This is a genomic window from Echinicola rosea, assembly GCF_005281475.1.
GTDB lineage: Bacteria > Bacteroidota > Bacteroidia > Cytophagales > Cyclobacteriaceae > Echinicola > Echinicola rosea.
In genome coordinates this window covers 5,733,915-5,758,059 of record NZ_CP040106.1, presented here as the reverse complement: position 1 = coordinate 5,758,059, position 24,145 = coordinate 5,733,915, and the positions used below count along the sequence as shown (strand labels likewise).

The 24,145-nt window shown below is 41.9% G+C and carries 20 protein-coding genes and 1 pseudogene; 5 read left to right on the top strand and 16 right to left on the bottom strand.

All coding sequences use genetic code 11. The annotated features are described in order from the left end of the window. Position 1: 1 nt before the first annotated feature. From FDP09_RS22405 to FDP09_RS22360, 10 genes are all read right to left on the bottom strand, one after another. Entirely contained in the window at positions 2-628 is a 627-nt protein-coding gene (locus FDP09_RS22405; protein WP_137404694.1) for a retron system putative HNH endonuclease, read from the bottom strand. Continuing rightward, entirely contained in the window at positions 612-2,090 is a 1,479-nt protein-coding gene (locus FDP09_RS22400; RefSeq protein ID WP_137404693.1) for an AAA family ATPase, read from the bottom strand. The genes FDP09_RS22405 and FDP09_RS22400 overlap by 17 nt, the downstream gene beginning before the upstream one ends. Continuing rightward, positions 2,087-2,521 carry a hypothetical protein gene (locus tag FDP09_RS22395; RefSeq protein ID WP_137404692.1) on the bottom strand — a complete coding sequence of 145 codons (435 nt, stop codon included), beginning with the start codon at positions 2,519-2,521 and terminating at the stop codon, positions 2,087-2,089. Before FDP09_RS22395 ends, FDP09_RS22400 begins: the two co-directional genes overlap by 4 nt. 2 nt (positions 2,522-2,523) lie before the next feature. Beyond that, a complete protein-coding gene (locus FDP09_RS22390; protein WP_137404691.1) occupies positions 2,524-3,885 on the bottom strand; it encodes a restriction endonuclease subunit S in 1,362 nt (453 codons plus the stop codon). Continuing rightward, positions 3,866-6,199, bottom strand: a complete 2,334-nt coding sequence (locus FDP09_RS22385; RefSeq protein WP_137404690.1) for an N-6 DNA methylase — start codon at positions 6,197-6,199, stop codon at positions 3,866-3,868. The genes FDP09_RS22390 and FDP09_RS22385 overlap by 20 nt, the downstream gene beginning before the upstream one ends. A gap of 7 nt (positions 6,200-6,206) precedes the next feature. Next, a complete protein-coding gene (locus tag FDP09_RS22380) occupies positions 6,207-6,497 on the bottom strand; it encodes a helix-turn-helix domain-containing protein (protein WP_137404689.1) in 291 nt (96 codons plus the stop codon). A 196-nt stretch (positions 6,498-6,693) separates the two neighbouring features. Beyond that, a complete protein-coding gene (locus FDP09_RS22375) occupies positions 6,694-7,155 on the bottom strand; it encodes a hypothetical protein (RefSeq protein ID WP_187328751.1) in 462 nt (153 codons plus the stop codon). Between the two features lie 564 nt (positions 7,156-7,719). After that, positions 7,720-8,355 carry a hypothetical protein gene (locus FDP09_RS22370; protein WP_015266998.1) on the bottom strand — a complete coding sequence of 212 codons (636 nt, stop codon included), beginning with the start codon at positions 8,353-8,355 and terminating at the stop codon, positions 7,720-7,722. Between the two features lie 11 nt (positions 8,356-8,366). Then, entirely contained in the window at positions 8,367-8,816 is a 450-nt protein-coding gene (locus FDP09_RS22365) for a DUF3408 domain-containing protein (protein WP_015266999.1), read from the bottom strand. Positions 8,817-8,820: 4 nt separating this feature from the next. After that, positions 8,821-9,588 (bottom strand): ParA family protein, encoded by a 768-nt coding sequence (locus FDP09_RS22360; protein ID WP_137404688.1) that lies wholly within the window; start codon positions 9,586-9,588, stop codon positions 8,821-8,823. 736 nt (positions 9,589-10,324) lie between these two features. On the opposite strand from FDP09_RS22360, the gene mobA reads away from it, so the two are divergent. From mobA to FDP09_RS22335, 5 genes and pseudogenes are all read left to right on the top strand, one after another. Continuing rightward, positions 10,325-10,762 carry a conjugal transfer protein MobA gene (gene mobA / locus FDP09_RS22355; RefSeq protein WP_015267001.1) on the top strand — a complete coding sequence of 146 codons (438 nt, stop codon included), beginning with the start codon at positions 10,325-10,327 and terminating at the stop codon, positions 10,760-10,762. 2 nt (positions 10,763-10,764) lie between these two features. After that, entirely contained in the window at positions 10,765-12,054 is a 1,290-nt protein-coding gene (gene mobB / locus FDP09_RS22350; protein WP_137404687.1) for a conjugal transfer protein MobB, read from the top strand. 100 nt (positions 12,055-12,154) lie between these two features. Beyond that, positions 12,155-14,176, top strand: a complete 2,022-nt coding sequence (gene mobC / locus FDP09_RS22345; protein WP_137404686.1) for a conjugal transfer protein MobC — start codon at positions 12,155-12,157, stop codon at positions 14,174-14,176. Positions 14,177-14,194: 18 nt separating this feature from the next. Further along, positions 14,195-15,112, top strand: a pseudogene (locus tag FDP09_RS22340) (RteC domain-containing protein). Positions 15,113-15,222: 110 nt separating this feature from the next. Continuing rightward, positions 15,223-15,804, top strand: a complete 582-nt coding sequence (locus tag FDP09_RS22335; RefSeq protein ID WP_174316899.1) for a hypothetical protein — start codon at positions 15,223-15,225, stop codon at positions 15,802-15,804. 80 nt (positions 15,805-15,884) lie between these two features. Here FDP09_RS22335 and FDP09_RS22330 read toward each other — a convergent pair whose 3' ends face one another. The 6 genes from FDP09_RS22330 to FDP09_RS24425 form a co-directional block, all read right to left on the bottom strand. Further along, entirely contained in the window at positions 15,885-20,153 is a 4,269-nt protein-coding gene (locus FDP09_RS22330) for a helicase-related protein (RefSeq protein ID WP_229683489.1), read from the bottom strand. 21 nt (positions 20,154-20,174) lie between these two features. Then, positions 20,175-21,284 carry an N-6 DNA methylase gene (locus FDP09_RS24105; RefSeq protein WP_229683488.1) on the bottom strand — a complete coding sequence of 370 codons (1,110 nt, stop codon included), beginning with the start codon at positions 21,282-21,284 and terminating at the stop codon, positions 20,175-20,177. Continuing rightward, positions 21,271-21,708 (bottom strand): DUF1896 domain-containing protein, encoded by a 438-nt coding sequence (locus FDP09_RS22325; RefSeq protein ID WP_137404685.1) that lies wholly within the window; start codon positions 21,706-21,708, stop codon positions 21,271-21,273. Before FDP09_RS22325 ends, FDP09_RS24105 begins: the two co-directional genes overlap by 14 nt. A gap of 220 nt (positions 21,709-21,928) precedes the next feature. Then, a complete protein-coding gene (locus tag FDP09_RS22320; RefSeq protein ID WP_015267009.1) occupies positions 21,929-22,858 on the bottom strand; it encodes a nucleotidyl transferase AbiEii/AbiGii toxin family protein in 930 nt (309 codons plus the stop codon). A 3-nt stretch (positions 22,859-22,861) separates the two neighbouring features. After that, complete coding sequence (locus tag FDP09_RS22315) at positions 22,862-23,650, bottom strand: type IV toxin-antitoxin system AbiEi family antitoxin (RefSeq protein WP_015267010.1); 789 nt, start codon at positions 23,648-23,650, stop codon at positions 22,862-22,864. Positions 23,651-23,768: 118 nt separating this feature from the next. Continuing rightward, the gene (locus tag FDP09_RS24425; protein WP_229683496.1) at positions 23,769-24,107 is read right to left on the bottom strand and encodes a topoisomerase C-terminal repeat-containing protein; all 339 of its coding nucleotides are present in this window, start codon (positions 24,105-24,107) and stop codon (positions 23,769-23,771) included. Positions 24,108-24,145: the final 38 nt, after the last annotated feature.

Genomic DNA, 24,145 nt, shown 5'->3' with positions numbered 1-24,145 from the left:
TTTAAACACTCGTGTATTGTTGAATTAAACTTATGAACCCACCAAATTTCAAAGCCTTAAAAATCTCTTCTTCTGTAAGATCTGCATACGCTTTTATTTGCTCTATTACTGTTTTTCGTCTATTTACCAGACTTTTGTCTTGTAGATTAAAGACCTCTATAGTTTTTTGAACTTTTGCCTGTAAGACAGGATCAGATAATGTTGGATGTGGTTCTATTTCTCCTCTCTCATTGTAATAGAAATAATCCTGAACAGAATCTACAACAGGATCAAAGAATCTGGCATAATCAGTTTTCTGTATACCTGATTTATTATCCTTGTATTTTGCACCAAAATCTTCATCATTACATGCAGCTACAAGGTTATCCCAGTTGAAAGTATGCTCAGGGAACATATTCCGCTTTCGAAAATGATCAATATGACAGTCTCGCTCATCCTCTATGGGGATTTCAGAGTAGCCACAAAGACAATCCTGTTCATTAATTAGGATAGTAGCTCTGGTCTCCAAATAAGTTGGATGTCTGGCACAACCAGGTTTACTAAAATCAATATTCCAATCGGCTCCAGGGTTCTTGTCTTTAAAATCAGTAAAGGAAGCCAATGGAGAATCTTTATTTATCTTTCTCATTGAGCTTATTCCTTTTTGTTATTTCAAGTCTTATATCCGTTAGTGCCTTATCCGATTTACCGAGATCTTTTTCTAGTTCTGTGAAAAGTTTCTTGAACTCTGCTGATTTATAATTATTAGCCCTGATAAAGTCCCAAATATCATTTAGCTGCTGTTGCACCTTTTTATAGCGCAATCCTTCTAAATCAAAGAAATCTGTTAATATGTCGTCAACTGGTTTACCATAAGGATTAAATGAAATATTCTTAATCCTAGATTTGCCATCTTCATTTACAAGAACATTCAGTTGACCTTTTTTTAATGCAGAAAGTACATTTGGTGAATGGGTAGTTATGATGGAGAAATTCTTGAATAAATCTTCCTCTTCCTTGAATAGGTTGTACACAAATTCACGCTTCCATTCCGGATGAAGATAAGTGTCTGGTTCATCCAATAAAAACAAGCTATTATCAGCAGCAAGTAATTCTTTTAAGCCAGTAATAATCAGTAACTGTTTTTCTCCTTCACTCAGGTTGTCGTAACCAACCTCTCGACCATTTTTAATCAAGTTAAGATCGATGCTTTCAAGAAAATCATTGGATTGCAAAGAAACCAAGTACTCAAAAAGTCTTTTTTCCGTACCGTAAAAGCTCCAAATATTTTCGAGTTGTGATTTATCTGATATACTAAAGGTGATTGAGTCTGACTGAAATTTTGTCATAGTTGCTCCTTTCAAGATATTCATGAACTGATTTAGTTCTCCCATTGCTCCCCAAAAGTCTTCAGGCGTGGATTTGGACTTTGCCCAACTTGGCTTTTTGAAATTCAGTTGAATAGAAGAAAACCCACTAATCCCAAATTGCTTTTGTAAAGTCTCTGGCACGCCACCATACTCATAACTCAATAGCCCAATCAAAATAGCAGGTAAGTTCTGAGGTAGGAAATAATAAAAAGGCTGATCAAACTTAACTTCTCCGGTAAGTGTACCAGTAATTAATTCTCTCTGAAACTTATTATAGATTTCAAAAATACTGTTGGAGATGCCAGAGTAGTAAACTACAAAGTTGTCAGGCAGAATGTAAGCTAACTCTTCCCCTTTATTTCGCAAATGCTTCTCTATTTTGGGTAAACCCTCTATAGTATCGTTCCCCTCAAATAATTTGACATGTAGGTTATCTTCATAAGAGAATTCTACACCTATGTAGTTTACAAAGGATTCACCATACATAGATGTTTCTGTGATTTTTTCTCTTCTCAGTAGGTAGGTAATGGAAAATTGAAAATTAAATTCTTCATTTTCCAGAGACTTAAAATCCTTTGTACCTAATAGCCCAGAGAATATCTGGGTGATTGCTTCTACTAGGGTAGTCTTTCCTGAACCATTTTTACCTATGAAAACAGCGATATGACCACTATCCTGAAAATCAATTGAGAGATTTTCGAAAAGCTTAAAATTCTTTATATCTAATTTGAGTAATTTCATAACTGTCCATTCATAATTAGTTTGATTAATTCCAGAATTTCACTGGCAGCTATTTGATTCAATTGCATTTGGTTTTTATGCCATGAGCGGTGATTGGTTGACCAAATGATTTCGTATTGATGGTTGCGGTGTAAATCTTCTACCGCACCTGCCGTAGCACCTCTGGAACGGCATGAGCAAATAATTATATCGCATCTCTGAGCTACGAATGTTTGAAGACTCTGAAACATTCTGCTATTCGGATCTCCCTGGCTTTCTATACCGATTTTTATACCATTGATGTCAACGATATAAGTAATATCTGCACCAGTGTTAATGGCCTGAAGTGTGTGGTTTGGAAATGCTGCTAACAATAAATTAGCTGTTTCACGAACTGTTGCTGATTTCCCCTGACTCGATGGCCCATATATTGAAATGACTGATTTATTCATGCTTAGTCAACATTAAAGATTGCTGATTCGAATACTTCTTGAGCGTGTTTTCTTCTTTTGAGTGCTTCCACCTTCATATTCCTAGATTCTTCATAAATTCTACTTAATTCAGAGGCAATTCTTTTTTGCACCTCCAAGTTTGGAATAATGAAGGGGGCTGATAAATATTCTTGTCCGTTTATATTAGGCTGGGCAGAAATTCTCTGATTTGAAGCTATCCATTCTTTGAAGGGTGCTGATTTTGTATAGTAAAGAATATAGTAAGGGTCTACCAACTCCTGATTCAATACGTATTTCACCAAGTATCCTGCATAAATAGCCTTTCCAATCTCATTTCTATACAAGAAGGTTTTTCCTACTGTATTACCCGATCTAGCAATTAAAAAATCAAAATCTTCAAGTATGTACTGTTCTTCTACTTTCTGAGCTGAAGCGAATTCTTCGTTTAAATGCCCCTCCTCATTAATATCAGTAATTCTAATATATCGAACATCCGACTTTTTCAATACAGCTTTTGTATTTGCTCCATATTTTGGCTTTCCCAATATAACCGAACCAAATTCTTGAAATTTATATTTGGTAGCCTGAAATGAAACCGATGAATTCCATACATCCCAGCGACCTAAATTTTCGAAATTGACTGTATAGAATCTTTCTTTCGATTTATTGGCTCCAGTTTTCCTCAATCCAAGTTCGTTAATCAAGTAGAGATCTTTTTGTTCATCTAAATGCTTTGCACTTTCTTCAAAAGTGTTTGCTTCGTTTATAAGCTTTTGATGCTCATTGATAATCAACTTTTGTTTATCAATATTTGGCACAGGAATCCTAAATCCTAAAAAAGCTTTTTCATCCACCCGTTGGCGGCCTGTAGTACCTGAACTGGCTTTTTGGCACAATTCGGCAAAGTGTTTTGTGCCTGTGATGAGGTTGAAAAATTCGGGTAGAATCTTTTCTGTATTGATGTTGTAGCTCAAAAAATCCTGCGTTGTGATTGCCCCTTCAAGTTCAGGGGGTACAATACCGAATGCTCCATTACGAGCATCTATCTTGCTCATAATAAATTGTCCTTCTGATATGCGGAACTGATTCTTTGTGCCAATGTGTTTACCAAAAATCAGTTCATCACCTCGCTGTATCACGCCTTTGCCGTACAACTTGATGGTTACTTGCTTGTACGCTTTGTCGTCTTCGAGTATTTCTTTGTCCCGATTACGCAAAATGAGATTACCGATAGGTTCCAATTTGAACCCATCTTTATAAAAAACTTTGTCGCTCAGAATAGAACCCACGCTCCAATTGGAGAGGGTCATGAAGCGTACTTCATTGAGATATTTAAAGGCTTTCTCAGTGCGCATATGCTCCATAAAATATTTCAGGTTCACTTACAATGTTGCCATCAATCAACTGTAGTCTTGAAATGTTACCATCATCATCAACAGGATATTGTGTTTCTTTTCTAGGTTCAGCCCAGAGCTTGGCTTTTTTTCTGTAGGCTCTAAACTCTACAGCCACTTCTTCCAACTCATTTTCGCAGGGCGCACCTGTACTGGATATACCTGCCTTTTCTACTTCAATAACCGGAATAGGATAATCGAAACGTTCTTTCACAAGCGGTTTAATTTCCGCAGCAATGAGGTCTTCAATTTGCCTTACATCTTCTGTATATTTCTTTTTCAACTCCCGAAGCTCTTTTGCTGATTTACTTTCTTTCAATTTCTTCTCTTCTTTTTTGAAAGTCGCTTTCAATTCATCCAGTTTTGGCTGGTATTTGTCTTTAATCTCTTTGGTGGTTTCCTCTGTGATTTTTTGATAGTTAGCCAACTCTTCTTCACTGAACTTTTTAAGGAATAGTAAGCTTGGTTTTACCGTAGCACCTGAGGCAATGAATACATCCTGAGGGATAGAAGTGATGTTGATAATCTTAGCCTTTCCTTCAATGTATTCTCTAATTTTTTGAAGGGCACTGTTGTTTAAAACTCCTTCGGGCAATACAATACCCAATCTACCGCCTGGTTTTAGAAGGTTGAGGCATCTTTCCATAAATAGCACTTCTGTCAAACCACTCCATGCACCCACATCAAAAATATCTAATAAGGCTTTTCCTCGGCTTTTACCGTGGCCATTATCATAGGTTGCCCAATCTTGTATTTGCTTAACAACAGTCTGTCTGTAATGACTTCCGTAACGATCTTCATAAAATCTGATTTTATCCTCATTGGGAACATCAGAAGGAGTTACTTTCAATGTTTTGTTGACTCTGGAACCAAAAGGAGGATTGGTAAGTATGACATCAAAACGTCCATCAAATATGCCGTTGACATTGAGTAATCCATCATGATGATGCACTCCACCATGACCATCCCCATGCATAATCATATTCATTTTGGCGGTTCGAGCCATTCTTGGGTTGGCATCTGTTCCAAAAATGCAATCGTAAGAAAGCGTTTTAAGTCGGCCTTTAGGATTGTGTATATCCAATTCAAAATTGAGCTTGACAAATAAGTCATCTACACGCTTTGCAATTTCCTCTTGTTTATTTTCTGGTAACTTCTCGTAATCTTGACCAAAGTAAAGCTCCTTTATTTTTTCTTTTTGTTTTTGAACATCCCTCTCAATTTTTTCCCTTACATATTCAAATGCTTTAATGAGGAATCCACCACTACCACAGCAAGGATCGCAAATAATTTCACCTTCTTCTGGATCAAGCACGTCAACCATATAGTCCACAATGGTTCGTGGTGTAAAAAATTGACCTAACTCACCTCTGAAGGTTCTTCCCAAAAACTCTTCAAAGGCAATTCCTTTGATGTCATCAGAAGTATCAGAGAGGTTGTATTTCTCCAATTCCTTCACGATTTGTAGGAAGCTGGTTTCCCTAATTTTTATACTGTCATTAGGGTCGAAGATTTCATCTGTTTTGAATACTTCTTTTGTCTTTTCGAAAAAGTGTTGGTAGAAGGGAAGGGAATCCTTTCCTGTGATTTTTTCATAGGCAGATTTCAAATCTTCAAATTCTTTTCTGGAGAACAGCGCTTTTGTTTTGGCTTGTTCTCTTTCGTAGCGAATTTTCATGAAGAGAATTTTGCTGATCTCATCAAATGCAGCCTCTGGGGAAAGCTTGTCATTGTTACGGATGATGTTGTGACATTTGAAAAGCAGCTTACTAAACTCGTCCCTTGTAAATGCCTTTGTTTTGGTTAAAAGCTCTTCAATTTTCTTTTTATCAAAAAGCTCAGTGGCATTTGGAATTTCAACTACCTCTTCTAGCTTTTTAGGCATTTTGCCTTTCACTACCCTAAAGAATTTGGTGTCTTTTAGATTGGTGGTAACAAAGAAATCTGCACCTGCCCATGAAGCATAGTTGTAGCCCTGATAGTAATCTTCTTCGTGGATTGTAATTTGTTCGGCCTTACATTCAATTACAATCACCGGACTGTTATCCGAGTTGCGATCTTCTTTCGTTTTCCAAATGACGATGTCTGCTCTGGCTTTTCCTTGACCTCTTTTGGAATTATTGACTTTTACTTCCTGAGCCATTTGATCTAGGGAATAGCCATATTTATTCACTAGGTGAATGATATACTCCTGTCTGACTTCTTCTTCCGGGGTACAGATTAATTCTTTGCCGATCAATGGGGCAAAAATCTTGTTACCGTTTTTTTTGATTTCTATAGCCATTGCTCAATTATTTCGATTTCTTTTTTAATTCTTGTTCGGCATGTTTAAGTGCTGCCAATGCAGCTGTTTCATCCCCAACGTTCTCAATGATTTTATCGGATAGCCAAATTGTCAACAATTCATCTTCATTGGCATTCAGTAATTTGGCCAAGGCTATGACCTGTTCTCTCTTTGCATTTCTCTCCCCACGCTCAATCTTGCTAAACATGGGAGTGTCTATTTCAAGATTGGCCGCTAATTGTCGCTGCAAAAGCCCCTGGCTTTCTCGCAGCTCTCTAATACGTTCACCAAAGTGCATGATCTGCTATTTTATGACTTGTCAAATTTAGGACAATATAGGAAAAGAAAAGAAAGAAAAAAGAGGTTAGACTGATTTTTTAAGATTCAGGATTTTGAGGAAATGGAGGAAACTAAGGATTATTCGTCCTTAGTTTGACCAAAGGTGTTTGATTTCAATGGTCTGGTCGAATCTTCGGAAGAAAAGCCCAACGGGCTTATTCTTCCTTGATTTCCTTAGAATCCTGAGATTCCTCAAGTGAGGTGTTCATGTACTGGTCATGTGCCTCACGGTGAATAAGCCCTGATTTCACAAAGTTGGCAATGTAACCTTCGGCTGTCTTTGCCGGAATGCTCATGGACTTTGCTACTTCAAGGTACTTCTGTCGATTGAATGTATGCGGCAAGGCATACAGAAACTTCTCCTTCTTATTCATTCTACTTGGTTTGGGTTCTTCTTGTGGAAGTTCTCCAAACACTTTACTGGAATGCTTCACCAGTACTTTTACCATTGAAAGCGAAGCTTGAAAATCCCTTTCCTCACAAATCAGCTTATGGGAAGTGTCGCCTGTTTGACAGCTATTGGATAATATTTCTCCAGTGGTGCTGTCGAATGCGCCAATATTTTTATCATATTTAATGTGGCGCATTTCCATGATCCGCAAAGCGGAAAATATCATGGAAACTCGGTAAGCAATCAAACCTAATCTCCTGATAGTAGCCATGTAGTCCAAACCTTGAAGGTTCCAACCTATGGCAACAAATACCTACGTTCCACACTGGTGGAGCTGGGCTGGGCAGCATCCAGGACAAAAAACATCTATTTTGAAACAAAATACAAAATTTTGGTGGGCAGACGGGGCAAAAGAAAACCATTATTGCTTTAGGACATAAAATCCTGATTGCCTCCTACCACATACTCAAGGACAAGGTAGATTACAAAGAACTGGGAGCAGACCACCTCGACAATTTTAAGAGAGATAAGCTGGTTGCTTATTACAAAAAGCAATTAGCACAACTTGGGGAGGAAGCTTTTCAAGTAGCATAAGTTTTAACAAAGGTCGAATTTTACTATTGGGAAAACCACGAAAATGAAACTGACCTTATCAGTTAAGCACAAAAGAGTATCACCAAGAGCATGTGCATGAAAATTTTACCTAAAAGATGTTCTTAACTGATTTTTATAAATGATTGAAAAACAAAAAAATTAACTATTATTTATTCGCGTGAAAAAGGGAGCTTGCTTACACAAACTTCCCGATATCAAAATCATCCAGATGAGTTGTCCGCAAAGTGGAAGAACCGGCTTCCGTTTCAGCAGAAAGGCTTTTATCCAACAGCATGGCTATTTTTTGGGAAGCACTTTCCATAGAATTTTCCAGTAGGCTGAATAATTCGGTCCCCTGTATTTTCTGAACTATGGCTACTGCTGTTTCCTTCTGGGATGGCTCCAATATGTCTTTTTGCAGCAGCATCCCCACGGTGCTTAGTTCCTCGAAGGTAACCCCCTGGGCAAGACCGTTATCGCCTCCGGAATTTCCATACCTGTTCCATTCTTCTTCCTCTTCTTCAAAATCAGGCGTATTGCTGAATACTTCATCCAGTTCTTCCTGCGGAACTTGAATAGCGACTTGCTCATTCTCGTCGTATTCGATGTCTAAGTTATCAGGATTCGCTTCCGGTTCCTCAATTTGGCGTTCCCTGGCAGTCTTTGGCACCGAAAGTCGTTTTACAGGCTTGGGTTGCCCCATAATATCAGGCAGGTGTGGATTCACTTTTTCCTGCGTGGGTTTTTGGTCTGATCTTTTATTGATGACAATCTTGTCCTGCAAAAGCAGGGCAATGACTATCAGCAGGCAAATCACCATTACTATTTCCATTATCAAATGCTTTAAAAAATGGGTTTAAAATTTTCATTGAAATCATCCGTAATCGCTTTCTCAAACATTTCAAAATGATGCTCCAGAATGTTGTCAAGATAGGCATACAGGGGTATTTCATCTTTTCCAATAACCCGGACAATACGGGATAATCGTTCGTGGTATTCTTGCCGGATATAAATGCTTTTATCACCGCGCTTTGTCATGGCGTGGCTTTTCAAAAAATGGTCGCCGTAACTTCCGTCAAGATTTTTCCTCGCCCGGCTCTTTTCTCTTTGAACAGCTTTGTTCCGTGGTGATTCTTCCCGTTTTACGCCTTCTTTTGCCACTTCCTTTTCCCGAACTTCGGGTGGTTCAGGAGGAAGCCGTATCCCTTCTTTTTTGACGCCATCGACCATCAGGTTCATCATCAGTTCCTCATTAATATCCGGCGTGGCTTTTCTTTTATGATCGTTCTCCATAAGGCTATAATTGAATGATTTTCAAAAATTCGCTGATGAACAGGTCTAACTGGCAGGCTTTCATCAAGCGTTCATCGGGAGGCATTACGGTAGAGCGGAAAACGGTCTTGCTGTTCACTTCGCTTTCTTTACGAAAGCGTGTACTGTTCTTGACTTGGCTCTGCATCAGACTCAACCCTAATTGATGGATGAGATTGTGATATACGGCGTATAGCGGCGTCCTTTCCCTGCCATCAACCTGATTCCAGAAGAGGTTAATGGTTTCGATGGAAGTTTCTCCCTTTTTCATAATCACGTCCTGCAAAAGCTGAGTGAAGATGAGCGTACTTTCCATTACCACACGGTCTGCCGTAATGGGGGTGAAAATGTGGTGCATTCCAGCCAATGCCTTCAGGATTCCGGGCGTGTTGACCGTTCCGGGCAGGTCAAAGAAAATCACATCAAGAGGAACAGACGAAGTATTTGCAAACTCCTGAGCCGCTTCCAACACACTGTCAGCTCTGTGCTGCATAATGGGATAGGCCTTTTTATTGATGGTCGTAAATTGTTTGTATGCCAGCATTTTCAAAGCCTCGTTTTCCATGACCATGGCCAAATCCCTTTTCTTCATTTTCATCAGGCTGTGCTGCGGAAAATCTGCATCAAATACGGCTACATTGTAACCTAAGCGATAGTGCAGGGTACTCGCTGCAAGCGTCGTAAATGTGCTTTTGCCAACCCCTCCTTTTTGAGAAGAAAAGGCGATAAACAGAGTTCTCTTTTTTGTGTCCATATTTTAAAAATTTAAAGTTTTCAAATTACTGTTTGCAGGCTTGCAGGCGTTCCGGCAAGCCGTTCTGATTTCCCGCTTTCTATCAGGATAGCTATCAGCCTTGCCTGCGATCATACCTGCTTCCTTGCAGTGCGGCAGCACGGCATTCATTCCGGTAGCTCATCAGGCAGGATTGACGTCTTGCTTTCATTCCGTCCTTCAAGCATTTCATCAGGTGGGCAGGATATATGGATAGCAAGCTTTCCTGCAATCTTGCTTTCTTGTATTCCGGAAATCAAGCAGGCTGGATAACCAGCCATCTTGAATGCACGCCGTCTGTTGGTCCTGAAGCACGGACGGTCTGTCTTCCTGCCAACATTCAAGGACAAAGAACCCATCAATATTATTCGATGGCGTAGCTGTGGCACTGTTTGGCGTTGAGGGGCAGTGTTTGGCACTGCGCAACAGTGCAGTGCTCTAATGGATAGGACTTTACTTTGTAGAAGGATTTTTAATAGCAGATTTATGCAAAGGACTTTTGACAAAATGGGGGGGTAACAGGAACGGCCTAAAGCCGTTTTTCCCTGCTATATCTAATCCGTCCCGGAGGGCGGATTCTTGTGTTCACCGGAACACGGCAAGTTGTGTTTTGAGCATCTCCAAACGATTTCCGATGCTCAAAACAACTTGCCCTTGCAGGGAGCTAAAAACACCTTCCGAAGTCAGGGTTTTCTGTGGTAATTAAAATGGATTAGCGATGAATGAGAACAACAAAAAACAAGTGAAAAAGACCGGACGCCGGCCAAAAAAGGATCCGGCGAAGATTCGGTACACCATTTCCTTTAATCAAGAACGACACGCTCGATTTCTTGCTCTTTTTGACAAATCGAGTATGCAGGTAAAGGCACATTTTATAATGTCCTGTATCTTCAACAACACGGTAAAGACCATTCAAATTGACAAAGGAACGGTGGATTTTTATATGCGTTTGACTTCCTTTCATAGTCAATTCCGCTCCGTTGGCGTGAATTATAATCAGGTGGTGAAACTGCTGTACCGTCATTTTTCCGAGAAAAAAGCAGCAGCATATCTGTATAAACTGGAAAAACAGACGGCTGAAATGGCGGTGCTTTGTCAAAAAATCATTCAGATAAGCGCGGAGTTTGATGCAAAATATCTGAAAAAACAGCGGTAAAAATGATTGCGAAGATCGGTAGAAGCGCAAATTTATATGGGGCATTGGCGTACAATCAGCTTAAAGTGGAGCAGGAAAACGGTAAGATTTTGTTTGCCAATAAGATGATTGAAAACGCAAGCGGGCATTATTCCGTGCCACAATTAGCCCAATCTTTTGCTCCTTATCTGATTGCCAACCGCAATACCGAAAAACATACTCTGCATATTTCCCTTAATCCGGACCCGAAAGACAAGGTAAGCGACGAGAAGTTCCGGAAGATGGCGGAAGAATATATGCGGGGAATGGGTTACGGTGAACAGCCTTTTGTCGTATTCAAGCATACCGATATTGACCGAAGCCATATCCATATCGTATCGGTCTGCGTGGACGAGCAGGGCAAAAAGATTTCTGACAAGTTTGAGAAAGTGCGGTCGATGAAGGTATGCCGCGAATTGGAAAGCAAGTACGGTCTGATACCTGCAACCGATAAGGAACGACGGCTGAACGAAAAGATTTTCCGTCCGGTGGACTACCGAGCAGGTGATATAAAAAGTCAAATCGCTTCGGTTGTTCGCCACTTGCCCAGCTATTACCAGTTCCAGACTTTGGGAGAATACAATGCTTTGCTTTCCCTATTCAATATAACTACTGAAAAAGTGGAGGGCGAATTACAGGGAAAGCCCCAACAAGGTTTATTGTACATTCCCTTAAATGAAAAAGGTGAAAAATCCGGACATCCGTTCAAGGCTTCGCTTTTCGGGAAGAATGCTGGGATTCCGGCTTTGGAATTGCATTTTGCAAAATGTAAAACGGCATTAAAAAACGACCCAAGCAAGCAGACCTTAAAAGCAGCCGTTACCATTGCCCTGAAAAACACAAGCGATGAGCAGGCTTTTAAAAAGCAGTTAGCTGAACAGGGCATTAACGTAGTGGCACGGAGAAATGATACCGGGCGTATTTATGGAATGACGTTCATTGACCACAATTCCAAGACGGTCTGGAACGGCTCACGATTAGGAAAGGAATTTTCTGCCAACACCTTTAATGGTTACTGGAACCACAATATCAAACCGGATATAAAAGAGCCTGCCCTGGCACCATCCAAACTATCCACATCAAATGATGCTGTTCTTCCTGCCGAAGAACCGCACCACTTGTTCAACTTCTTGAATACTTCTGAAAAGCCTGAAAGTGGCCTAATCGAAGCATTGGGTGGATTGCTGCCAGAAGCGCAAGGCGAAGATTATGAGGAACAGGCTTTTGCTAATAGGATGAAGAAAAGAAAAAAACGCCGAAGAGGTCATCAATAGCATCTGGACAAACATTGCCACGCTCCGCCACTGACTGCCACATTCGTATCGCCGGTCTTCTTCTCCCTTAAATTTCCGTTTGGACATTTAATTACAAAAAATGCAGGGAGAAGACGATTTACGGGGGCTGGCCAAAATCATGGCTTTTATGCGTGCGGTAAGTATCCTTTTGGTGTTGATGCACCTTTATTGGTTTTGCTACGGTTTCTTTTCAGAGCATGGTTGGATACTGGAAATCATCAACAAAATATTAGGAAATTTCAACCGGACGGCGGGCTTGTTTTCACATCCCCTTTATACTAAACTGTTTGCATTGGTTTTGCTGGCATTAAGCTGTCTGGGTACCAAAGGTGTCAAGAACGAGAAGATAACCTGGAGCAAGATCTTTGTTGCTTTGGGAATTGGGTTTGTATTGTTTTTCCTGAATACGCCACTCTTGAAGCTATCGCCAGTCGCTGGGACTTCCCTTTATATACTCACCCTTGCTGCCGGATACATTGCCCTATTGATGGCGGGTGTTTGGATGCACCGCCTGCTTAACAACAACCTTATGGATGATGTGTTCAACAGCGAAAACGAAAGTTTCATGCAGGAAACCAGATTGATGGAAAACGAGTATTCCATTAACCTGCCTACCAAATTCTGGTACAGCAAGAAACAGCACAACGGCTGGATCAATGTTGTCAATCCTTTTCGGGCTACGATAGTACTCGGAACCCCGGGATCAGGAAAATCGTATGCCATCGTAAACAACTACATCAAGCAGCAGATCGAGAAAGGTTTCTCCCTGTATATCTATGATTTTAAGTTTGACGACCTTTCCACCATTGCCTACAACCATTTATTGAAGCACAGCGATAAGTACAAGGTAAAACCGAAGTTTTACGTCATCAACTTTGACGACCCACGGAGAAGCCATCGTTGTAATCCGTTGAACCCCGACTTTATGACGGACATATCCGATGCTTACGAGGCAGCTTATACCATCATGCTAAACCTGAACCGTAGCTGGATACAAAAGCAGGGAGATTTCTTTGTGGAATCCCCAATTATATTGCTTGCAGCGATCATCTGGTTTCTCAAAATTTATGATAATGGAAAATACTGTACGTTTCCACACGCTATCGAGTTGTTGAATAAAAAATACGCAGACGTTTTCACGATCTTGACTTCCTATCCTGAACTGGAAAATTATCTATCGCCCTTTATGGATGCCTGGCAAGGTGGCGCACAAGATCAGTTACAAGGGCAGATTGCTTCGGCAAAAATCCCCTTGTCAAGGATGATCAGTCCGCAGTTGTATTGGGTAATGACCGGAGACGATTTTTCGCTGGACATCAATAATCCGGCAGCGCCAAAAATTCTATGTGTGGGAAACAATCCCGACCGGCAAAATATTTACTCGGCAGCGTTGGGCTTGTACAATTCAAGGATTGTCAAGCTTATCAACAAAAAAGGGCAATTGAAAAGCTCCGTGATCATAGATGAGCTGCCCACGATTTATTTCAGGGGGTTGGATAACTTAATCGCAACTGCCAGAAGTAATAAAGTGGCTGTATGTTTGGGATTTCAGGATTTTTCGCAACTAACCCGTGACTACGGCGATAAGGAAAGCAAAGTGATACAAAATACCGTTGGTAATGTATTCAGTGGTCAGGTGGTTGGTGAAACCGCCAAGAATCTTTCGGAACGCTTTGGCAAGGTATTGCAGAAACGCCAGAGCCTGACCATTAATCGAAACGACAAATCAACCTCCATATCCACTCAAATGGACAGCTTGATACCTGCTTCCAAAATCTCAACGCTTACGCAGGGGATGTTCGTGGGATCAGTATCGGATAATTACGATGAACGCATTGAGCAAAAGATTTTTCACGCTGAAATTGTCGTGGACAATGAAAAGGTTGCCGCCGAAACCAAAGCGTATCGGGAGATACCTCAGATTCTTTCTTTCGTTGATGAGCAGGGAGAGGATAAGATGAAAGAACAGATTGAAAACAATTACCGCCAGATAAAATCGGACATTTTGGGTATTGTCGGGAACGAGCTGGAGCGAATCAAAAATGATCCAAGCTTGCAGCATCTTGTTGTGAAAGAGAGCGAAAACAAAAATAACGGGTAGCTCTATAATAATACGCTGATGCTAAGGCAAGAAGGTATTAAAAGGTTCATATACCCGGAAAAACATATCTTTCAAGATAATTTTATCATCAAACATAATTACGTTATGGAGAAATTTTTCAATCAAAGGTTGCTGGAACTGGAATCAGGAATAAAAGAATTGGAGATCGAACCTGATTTTTCAATACAGCGCATCGAGGCTGGAATTGAGCTTATTGTTCGATGCCTGGCTACAGTTAAAGAGCATGTTTTAACAAAGGGGTTTAAGGACACCAACGAGGAAATTCAGTTTTTCAAACACAGGAAACCGATTATCGTCTCAAAGCTGATTTTCTATAACTCAATCTACAGGATAGAGACTAAGAAACCTTACGGTTGAAAAGCGACTAAAAAGTACCTGAATAGGGAATTGCGCAAACTCAAGCGGTATTTTGACGAGAATCTTGAGTTTTACAAGTATTATCGCACCAATAACACCTACCTGGATGAAATCCTCTTTGTCAGGGGAAAACACGATTACAAACTCTGTTTAGAACCGTACTATATCCAGTCAGATCACAACTTTTCCTCCTCCCACGACTATAAGGTTGCCGAAATTATAGCCAATGATCTGATACAGGTATATATCGAAGACCAGCTTTATAATTCCCGTTACTTGGACAAGCGAATGGCGAAAAATCCCAACCTAAACTGGACGAGCAGCAAAACGGCCTTAATCGAACTCATCTATGCCATGCATGCTCAGGGTGTATTTGACCAAGGAAACGCTGATATAAAAGTCATCACAAAAAAAATTGAAAAGATGTTCAATGTTGGCCTAGGGGATTTTTACCATACCTACCTGGAACTGCGCGGCAGGAAAATCAACCGTACCAAATTCATCGACACCCTGCGGGAAAGCCTTGTTAAAAAGATGGATGAACAGGATGAGAAGTGATTGTTGGAAGGGCTACGATGGTCTCCGTACACAGGGGATTAATGCGTATATTTGGGGCATAGGGCCTTTTAAAACAGAAACCGATGTGCAGGCAATTGACAACAGAAAACATGGCTTTGACAATTTCAATAATATCACTTATCATTTCTGGACTAACTTTTTGGTTGACGAGAATTAGGAAAGGCAGTTTAAAAATGACACGACCTTCAATCATCTGTTTTCTTGGACAAAATGGCAATGATGAACCAAAAATATTTATTCGGACATTACTTTATGCGACTGCTGACCAAGGGCAACACATTCAAAATATGTTTGTGAAAATTCACCGGGCTGAGACAATACAAAATTTTAATGTTTGGGCTTACGGTGACAATGGGATTGTCAGAGGTAGCGGACTTTTTGCAAGTAAGACAGGTATATCAGTTTATCATCATTTTTTACTGCCGAAAAATGAACAATGGAATTTCGTTTCTGGAGAATATAGACTTGAAGTATATGCTGAAACCCCTAACAATAAAACGGAGAAATTATTTGAACAAAAATTGTCCCTGACAACAGACCAGACTAAGGACATTGAACTAGGGAAGGCAGTTTACTTTGATTGGGCGCCAAATACTGGACAATATGTGTCATATTCCGATATTAGAACAAATGAAAAGTGGCGTGGCGAAGACAAGAAAAATACCCAATAACAACTGTGTAACTGTAACTGTGGGTAACTCCTGTTGCAAAATTAATTTCCCCAAAACGGGTGAAATTATAGCCCTCGGGATCAGTGAATTCCATTCCTCATCAAGTTTGAGTTAGCCATATCGACGGTTGCCAGAGGGCTTTGTTCTATAACCTCAGCCGTTTTTTGCTCTTCCTTGGGTTCAGGAGAAATGGATAGCTGTATTTTACGGTCAACAGCTGCCAACTCGGTTTTTAGCTCGCTTAATCTGCTTTCTTTTGCCCATGTACCGTTTACTACTTCTTTGAGAACTGGCAGATCTTTTTGAAGTTCCGCTATTTTCTTCTGTTCCTGCTCCATGTAACCGGGCAGTTTTTCCAAGGCATTCAAAAAGTTCATTGCGGCCAGCTTTTCGTCTTTGGCGATGATACCGTTGTTATAGGTGTATTTGATATTGCCTTCGCCCTGAACCAAGAAGCGGTTTACCCGTATATCCATCCCCTCTTTTTCAGATGTTTCGGTTTTGACCAGTAATTGAAAGCCATACAAGCTGCCTATTTCCTGATAATCACCTCCGGTGCGGGCTTTGTCAGCAATTTGGTTGAGCTTTGCACCAATTTGTTTTATATCCGCATTGGGTGATAATCCGTCCAGCAGAACGGGGTTTGCAACAGTACCGTCCGAACGCTTTTGTATCCGCTCCTGTAGATTATTCCAATCAAGACTCATCCGCTGCAAGCGGGATTCGGCGCTTTCAAGCATTGCCATAGTATCTTCCAGCTTGTACTTGGAACTGAATTTGGAGCGGTTGAAGGCTTGTTTTTCGCTTTCCAATCCGGCAATCTGCTTTTCTATCTTGGCTTTGTCCAGCAGGTCAGTATTGCCGGAAAGAATTGCTACATATTCGGAAAAGTTCATTCCCGATTTTTCATCCATACTGCCTTCGTCGATAGTACGTTTGCCGAGGTTGTTGGATTTTAGCTGGTCGATAAATAGCTGTTTATTGTACAAAAGGTTGAACTTATAACTGTCCAATGATTTTTCTACCGCATAAATGATAACATCCACTTTATTGTCGGCGAAGAATTTGGCAATCTCATTGCCTTTGCGGATAGCCCGACCATCCCGTTGGGCAAGGTCGCTCGGTCTCCACGGCGTGTCCAGATGATGCACGGCAACGGCTCTTTTCTGTGCGTTGACCCCGGTACCCAGCATGCTGGTAGAACCAAACAGCACCCGGATTTTACCTTCGTTCATTCCCTTAATGAGTTCCTTACGTTTCTTATCATTGTTGGCTTCCTGAATGAATCGAACTTCGTGTGTGGGTATGCCGTGATCTTCCACAAGCTTGCGTTTGATCTCGGAGTACACATTCCATTCACCGGGCTTATAGGTGCCCAGGTCGGAGAACACGAACTGTGTTCCTTTCTGTGTGTTGTACCTGTTGTAATATTTGGCAATGTTTACCGCACAATGCGAAGCCTTATTGTCGGGATGGTCTTCGTACCTGCCGCTTACCATACGCATATCCAGCGACATCTTACGGGCGTAATCGGTGGCGATGAGCATCTTTGCCTTTTCCTCCCTTTGCGATAACGGTTCCCTCCCAAGCAAAGTGGCATTACCGTTTTTGGCAAATTCCATCAGCTTTTGGATAAATACCTGCTGATCCGGTGTGGGTGGAATATTGTACAATACCTCGTTCTTTTCGGGACGGTCAATACCTATATCCTTTGCCGTTCGGTAATCCGTGATTTCAGAGTAGAATTGAGCCAGCTCCGGCACTTTGATAAAGTAGCGGAAACGCTCTTTCGCCACAATGTTATTGGCTACCGAAAACTCATAGTCCGTCGTTTTCCTTGCATATATGGCAGCCCAGGCATCAAAACAGTTAATGCCCTGTTTTTCCAGAGCACGTGGGCGGAGGTACTTAAACAACAGGTACAGTTCTGTCAGCGAATTACTGATAGTTGTCCCGGAAAGAAAGGTAGCTCCCATGTCACTATCCTTCCTGTCCTGAATGGTCCGGATGGCAAAGAGCAGGTTCATCGCCTTTTGACTCCCTGCCATATTGCCCAATCCGGCAACACGGTTATGCCGGGTATTGAACATCAGGTTTTTGAACTGGTGGCTTTCATCTATGAATAGATGATCGATGCCCATCATTTTGAAATCCACGACATCGTCTTTGCGGTTTTCGATATCGTATTGCAATGTCTTTAGCTTGACTTCAAGGTTTTCTTTCTGTTTGATTGCTCCGGCAAGCATCCCCCGAGTTACTTCATTCCCCTGGGCTTGGAGCGCATCGAGATTCCGCTCCACACTGTCCAGTTCGATTTCGAGGATCTCTTTTTGCATTTCGGGCGATTGGGGTATCATTCCGAACTGGTCGTGCGTAAGGATTATGCAGTCCCAATCGTTGTTTTTAATCTCCCCGAAAATCCGCAGGCGGTTCTTGGGCGTAAAATCCTGCTTGCCGGGATACAATATCTTGGCATGCGGATAGGCAGTTCGGTAGGCTTCGGCTATTTCGTGAACATTACTCTTCAGCCCGATAATCATCGGTTTGTGTGCCAATCCCAATCGCTTCATTTCTTGTGCAGCGGTACACATAACCAGTGTTTTTCCTGCACCTACTTCATGGTCACAAATGGCGCCGCCATTTAGCTTAATCATCCAGACGGTATCTTTCTGGCTGGAATACAGGTCTTGCATACCTAATCCCTTGCGGTCCAATCCCGGAAAGTCCTGATGGGTTCCGTCGTAATTTGGGCGGACAAAACAGTTAAAGGTGTCGTTGTATTGGTCTGTCAGCCGCTTTTTAAACTCATCGTTTTGCGCATGCAGCCAGTCGGAAAAAGCGGTTCGGATTTCGTCAATCTTGGTGTTCGCCATTTGGATGGCTTCCATATCCCGCACCTTGACCTCTTTATCATCGACCTTAATTTTCTTGGTAATATCGGGTGTAGTATTGACCAATGCATGCTTTAGCAGGGCTATCCCGTCAAAGGTTCGGCTTTCCGATTTGACGGCGTATTTGTCCCATATATGCACATTCTTCCGGTCGCATTTTAGCGAAAAGTCATCGGTGCTATCGGAATAATGGATCAGCACTTCCGTATCAAACAAATGCGAAGCAAAACGGGCGTAAATACCAGTGGGTATCCAGCGTTCACCGAGGTTAAAATCCAGCTCTTCAAACTCGATACGCCTTGGTCGGGCTTCTTCCAGAACGGTAAGACTTGCTTTCGCTTCCGTATCATCGGGATTGTTTTTGAGGTAGGCGTGTACCTCTCCAGCCTTTTCGACCACATTGCCAGCAATCCAGCGTTCGGATATTTCGTATTCCTTTTGGAGTGGGTTGTAAAAAATACGACCATGCAGGGCTTCTTTCAAGGCATCGTCGGTCATACCGCTGATTTCGGACATATAGCCCAGATCCACGCTTCCGTATTTGTTGAGCGAAGCCGCCAATGCCTCTTTAGGATTGTCGGTAGCTAATGTTGCGGTAGAGAAACTTACAGGACGATGGAATATATCCGCTTTATGCACCACCCCGCCAACAACACGCTCCAGATAAGGGATTTCCTTTCCGGAACTGTCTGTTTTGATGAGCTTGATATTTTCGGCACTATTAAGGTTGCCACACCTTTTGACAAAGACGTCGTAAAGGCGGTTAAGCTTTTCCCTTTCTTCTTGATGTTCACGCTGTTGTTCCGCTTCTTTGATATAGAGCTTTTGGTAAACATCACGCACTTCGATATAGGCTTCGGCTCTTGCCTTTTGTAAAGGCGGTAATTGTAACGGGTGGAAAATAGCCGAACCGTCTGCTGTATCTACATCCTGCAAATGACCCACCCATCCCTTATCCACTACAAGGCAATCGTTTCTGTGGAAGGGTTGCAATTCGCCACTATACGGGGCAGGTTCAGCAATAATGCTGGAATCGGCTTGCTTTTCAGTCTGACCATTCCCGTTTATTTGTGAAAACAGGTCACCGATAGCTTCCTGTTTTTTTCCGTTTATTTGTGCAGTTCCGTTAGGTTTTGGTGGTGTATGTGGTTGTTGCATCACTCCACCGAACAGGTTTGTCTGGCGACCTATTGCCGCCCTTCTTTTTTTAGAGGTTTGCCTTTTGGGTTGTAGCGTTCCTTTGGATGTAGCAGCAACTGTTACGGGTTCGTCTGTATTTTCAAACAGGTCGAAAATGCTTAGCTGTTTTAATTCTTTTGGACTTTCTTGATAGGCAGCAGGTACGGGTTTCGGTTCCTGCCTAATGATGACAGGATCGATAACCGGAGGATTAACCGTTGGAGTGAAAGGACTTTGTATAAAGGACTGATCGTTCCGTTCCTCTTTGTATAAATTCAAATTCAAGTGCTTTCCAAAATCTTAGGAAAGCATTTGTTTGAGGTCTTTAGCGATACCATTCGTACCGTCTTTATGCGTGTAGATTAATGCAGGCTGTCCGTAGGGATCAGTGTCTAATTTCCAGTCGGTATGTACAATTCTTGTGTTGTCCTGAAAAATGGCATTACCCGGGGTGCCATATTCTGTTTGCCTGCTTTGACAAAACCGTTCTTCAACTTCGCTCAGGTTTTGCTTTGCCGTGTTCTTTTGGAGGATAATCAGATCGCTGCCAACCTCTGTTCCGGCATAGTCGGTAAACAGGTTATTGGGCAATCGAGCGGCTAAAACCAGGTTATTATTCTCCATCAATGCCCGGCGGATTGGCTCGTTCTTCGGACTATTTAGAATCCCCTGTGAAGTGATATACGCTAATACACCACCCTCACGGAGCATATCCGTTCCTTTCAGGAAAAAGTAATTGTGGACGCTCCGGGCCGCCTGTACTTTTGCCGTGTCTTTACTCCTAGAATAGGAAAGGTCAAACACGGAAGTATCGCCGAACGGGATGTTGCTGGCAACCACATCATAAGTATTCTGTTCCCTTTCGGGTATTTCCTCAAAACCGCTGATGCGGATATTACTTTCGGGATATAGCTGCTTTAGAATCTTGCCGGTGAGCAGATCTTTTTCATAAGCGGTAATACTTGGGATTTGGCTTTCTGAAAAGGACTGGATGAATGAGCCAATTCCTGCGGAGGGTTCTAGAAATTTATCCATCTTCAGACCGCTGTCACGCAAGGTTGATGAAATTGCATCAATGACTTGTGGCGGGGTATAAAAAGCTGTCAGTACGGAGCTTTTCATACTATCCACATATCTGCGATATTGCTTATCGTCCTGGGAGTTTTCTTTGAGTAGCTGGTGGAGTTCCTGCGTAAGTGGAAAAAGATCGTGTTCGGTTTTTCTCCAATGATTGATGTCTGTTTCGTTTGCTATGGGGTTCAGCACGAATTTAAGACCGCCAAATCCGCTGTATTGCATCAAGAGCAGTCTTTCGCCTACGGTGGCTTGTCGTTTCTCCTTTTCCAGTTTAAAAGCAATCCGTAAAGCATCAATATTCTGTTGGAGATGTTGCCTTTTACTGAAGCCCATTTTCCTCTATCCAGATGGCTATGGTTCCGGTGAGTTCGGTATAGAGCAGGTCAAACTCATACCCGTATGCGAAATCATCGGTCAGTTCATATCGAGCGAAAACAGGTTCACAAATAGGGAGCATTTTCAGGGCGAACGGTCGCAACTCCTCATCTGCCATATTGGTGTCGAACTCATTGCAGACCACTTGGAAAACGGTATCGAATCTGGAAAAATGCAAGCCCTCAAAAAGAATGTAATTTGCTATTTCATCGCATTGTTCTATGGGATTTCCCGCCATAAAAGCGCCCTCATAGGCATTGGCAGCCCAGGAGGAACGCTGGTCTATAAATTTTGTGTCAAAAGCTTTTTCGGGAAAGCTGGTATTTAATAGTTCTTGTAGCTGTAGCCTGAAATAAGACAAGTCTTTTCGCTGCGTATCCATACTAATTTTCTTTAGAATTTTCTTGAAGTCTAAAATTAGAGCAGCAAATAGGGATTTTTATAGAAGTGGCAGGGCTTGGCGTTGAAGGGTAGGACTTGGCTTATCGTTGCTTTTTACAGGACAGTAATTAAAATCAAAAACCCTCCGGAATGTCGGAGGGCATTTATGGGATTGTCAAGAATTTGAATTATCCTGCCAACAATAGGATGCTTTTAAAATATCACGTTTTGTTATTGAAAAGTACCTCTTTCAGTTTCTCGGCTGCTTGCCTGTGTTTCTTTTCGTCCATTTTTGAGAGATTGAGCAGTTTCCACTGAACAGATGGCAAATGAGCGACTTCCTCCATATTGGGCAGACCCAATAACTCCCATTGCGGTTTTCGTTCTTTAAAAGACAACAAAAATGCCCTCTCATCTGGAGTCATTTCTTTATTGATAACGGTCACCAGTTGCTCCCTTGTCCGTTCCAGTACTTCTACGGAAATATCCACCTCTGCCATTTGTGCGAATTCTGATTCATATATTTCACGTATGTCTTTGCGGTGTGGCGCAAGCAGTTCAGCCATTGGTCGCTGGTGGCTGATCAGGAACACAAGAAATGTTTTTCGTAGATTTTCCGTAAACCCCTCATTTTCGAGCAGAAACTTTACATCAAACAAATCACGGGGATGTTGCCTGTCCAATGCCGCGGCAATCTTCCCCGCGTATAAATCGGGTAATGATGCTACCTGTATTTCGGCGTAACCAAATTCACGCTCTACGGTTTCACAAACTTCCATGCGAACCTCAGGGAATACCGATCCCCGGATAACCGGTGACAACTCCACTTTGACACGTATATCTTCCACTTGCAGAATAAGACGGAGTGCGTTCCCCTGTTCGTGCGTGTTCTGTATGCGAATGCCCGGAATGGTTTTCTTAATCAGTTCGCTCAATCTCGATAATGCTTCACGGATATTAGCGAGTGCTTCTTCACGTCCCTCTGAGGGCAGGTAGAGCAAATCAATATCAACTGATAGTCTGGGAAGTTCCCTGTAAAAAAGGTTGATGGCGGTTCCGCCCTTCAGGGCAAAACATTTCTCACTGTCCAAAAGTGGCAGGATGCGTACCAATAACTGGACCTGCCGGTAATAAATACTGTCTTTCTTCATCTGTTAGGGTTGAAAATCCTTGGGTACGGTTATTTTATATGTTTTATCAAGCTCTCCTTCCTTTGCAATTACCCGGTTGCCGGACCCAAGGGCTATATGTTCCGTATCCAGCTTTGAAAACCATGTATAATTATGCCTTGAAGCGAACCAAAGGAAAAGCCGTTTGACTTTGACATTTGTGCACGCCTCCAATAATCGTTGCAAGGTTCGGGGGGAAAGGGAGGTCATTCCTTGTATGAGCTGATCTGCATGTTCAAATGATATTTTTCTGGGAACGTCGTTGAGCATTTCCAAGCAGGCTCTTTCCGGGCATGATATTTTCAGGTCTTTGAAACCTTCTTTCCAAGAAACGGAACTGGTGTATTTCCCGGAAATATCTCTTTCCATACCGGAGAAAAGTTCATTCCGGGTATGGCGTATAAAAGCTATGTTTTCCGATAGTTCGTTCGTCCATAAGGGTAATTTATCATTACCGTATAGACGGATGGTTTCTTTTTGGGAAACGGGTATGTAATGCGAAAACCCTTTTAATTCAAGAGCCGACAGCCCACCTACCACATAATCCGTTTTCATAACGGTTTGCAAGGTATAGACCATACTTTGCCAGGAAAGCAGGATACTCCCCCTTGTATATAGCCCTTTCCACAGTAATTTCAACTGTTCGCTTTTTACCAGGTTGTCTATGGCATGTTTGTCCAAAGAAGCCTCTTCCATAAGCCAGTTACGGGTTACAATCATACTTTCGGGTATTATCTGTTCCAATAATCGTCGTCTTTCAGGATTGGATGCCATGTTTACATAATTTATTTTAGGCGGCGTTTATCGCCGTCAAAACAAAGATACGTAAATATTTTGTTTATATAAAATAAAAATAACGGCGTTTATCGCCGTTGAATAAGATTTATATAAACTATTTCTTTTTCCGCTTCTCAAATTCAAAGGAGCTTTCAGCTTTGTCGTTCAAGACGATATAGGCATCGAACGTCTTTCCCGCCTTGCTTTTCATTCCTTTGATAAGCGATGTTTTGCCGTTATCCACCAGGCTTTCAATATCAACAATGCCGATTTGCACGCCGCAAACAATGCGAAACTGGACCCAATTGCAAGCCTCGTCCGGACACTTCACGATTTTATCCCGGATGAGCAGTTTTTGATTTTTGCATTTCGGACAGACAAGTTCGGGTGAATTATCCTTGGCAATGGAAGTTTGCAACAGTTCTCCGGTGATGGATTTGGTATAGGCCTCCATTTCCTTTTGGAATGCTATGGCATTCATTTCACTGGTTT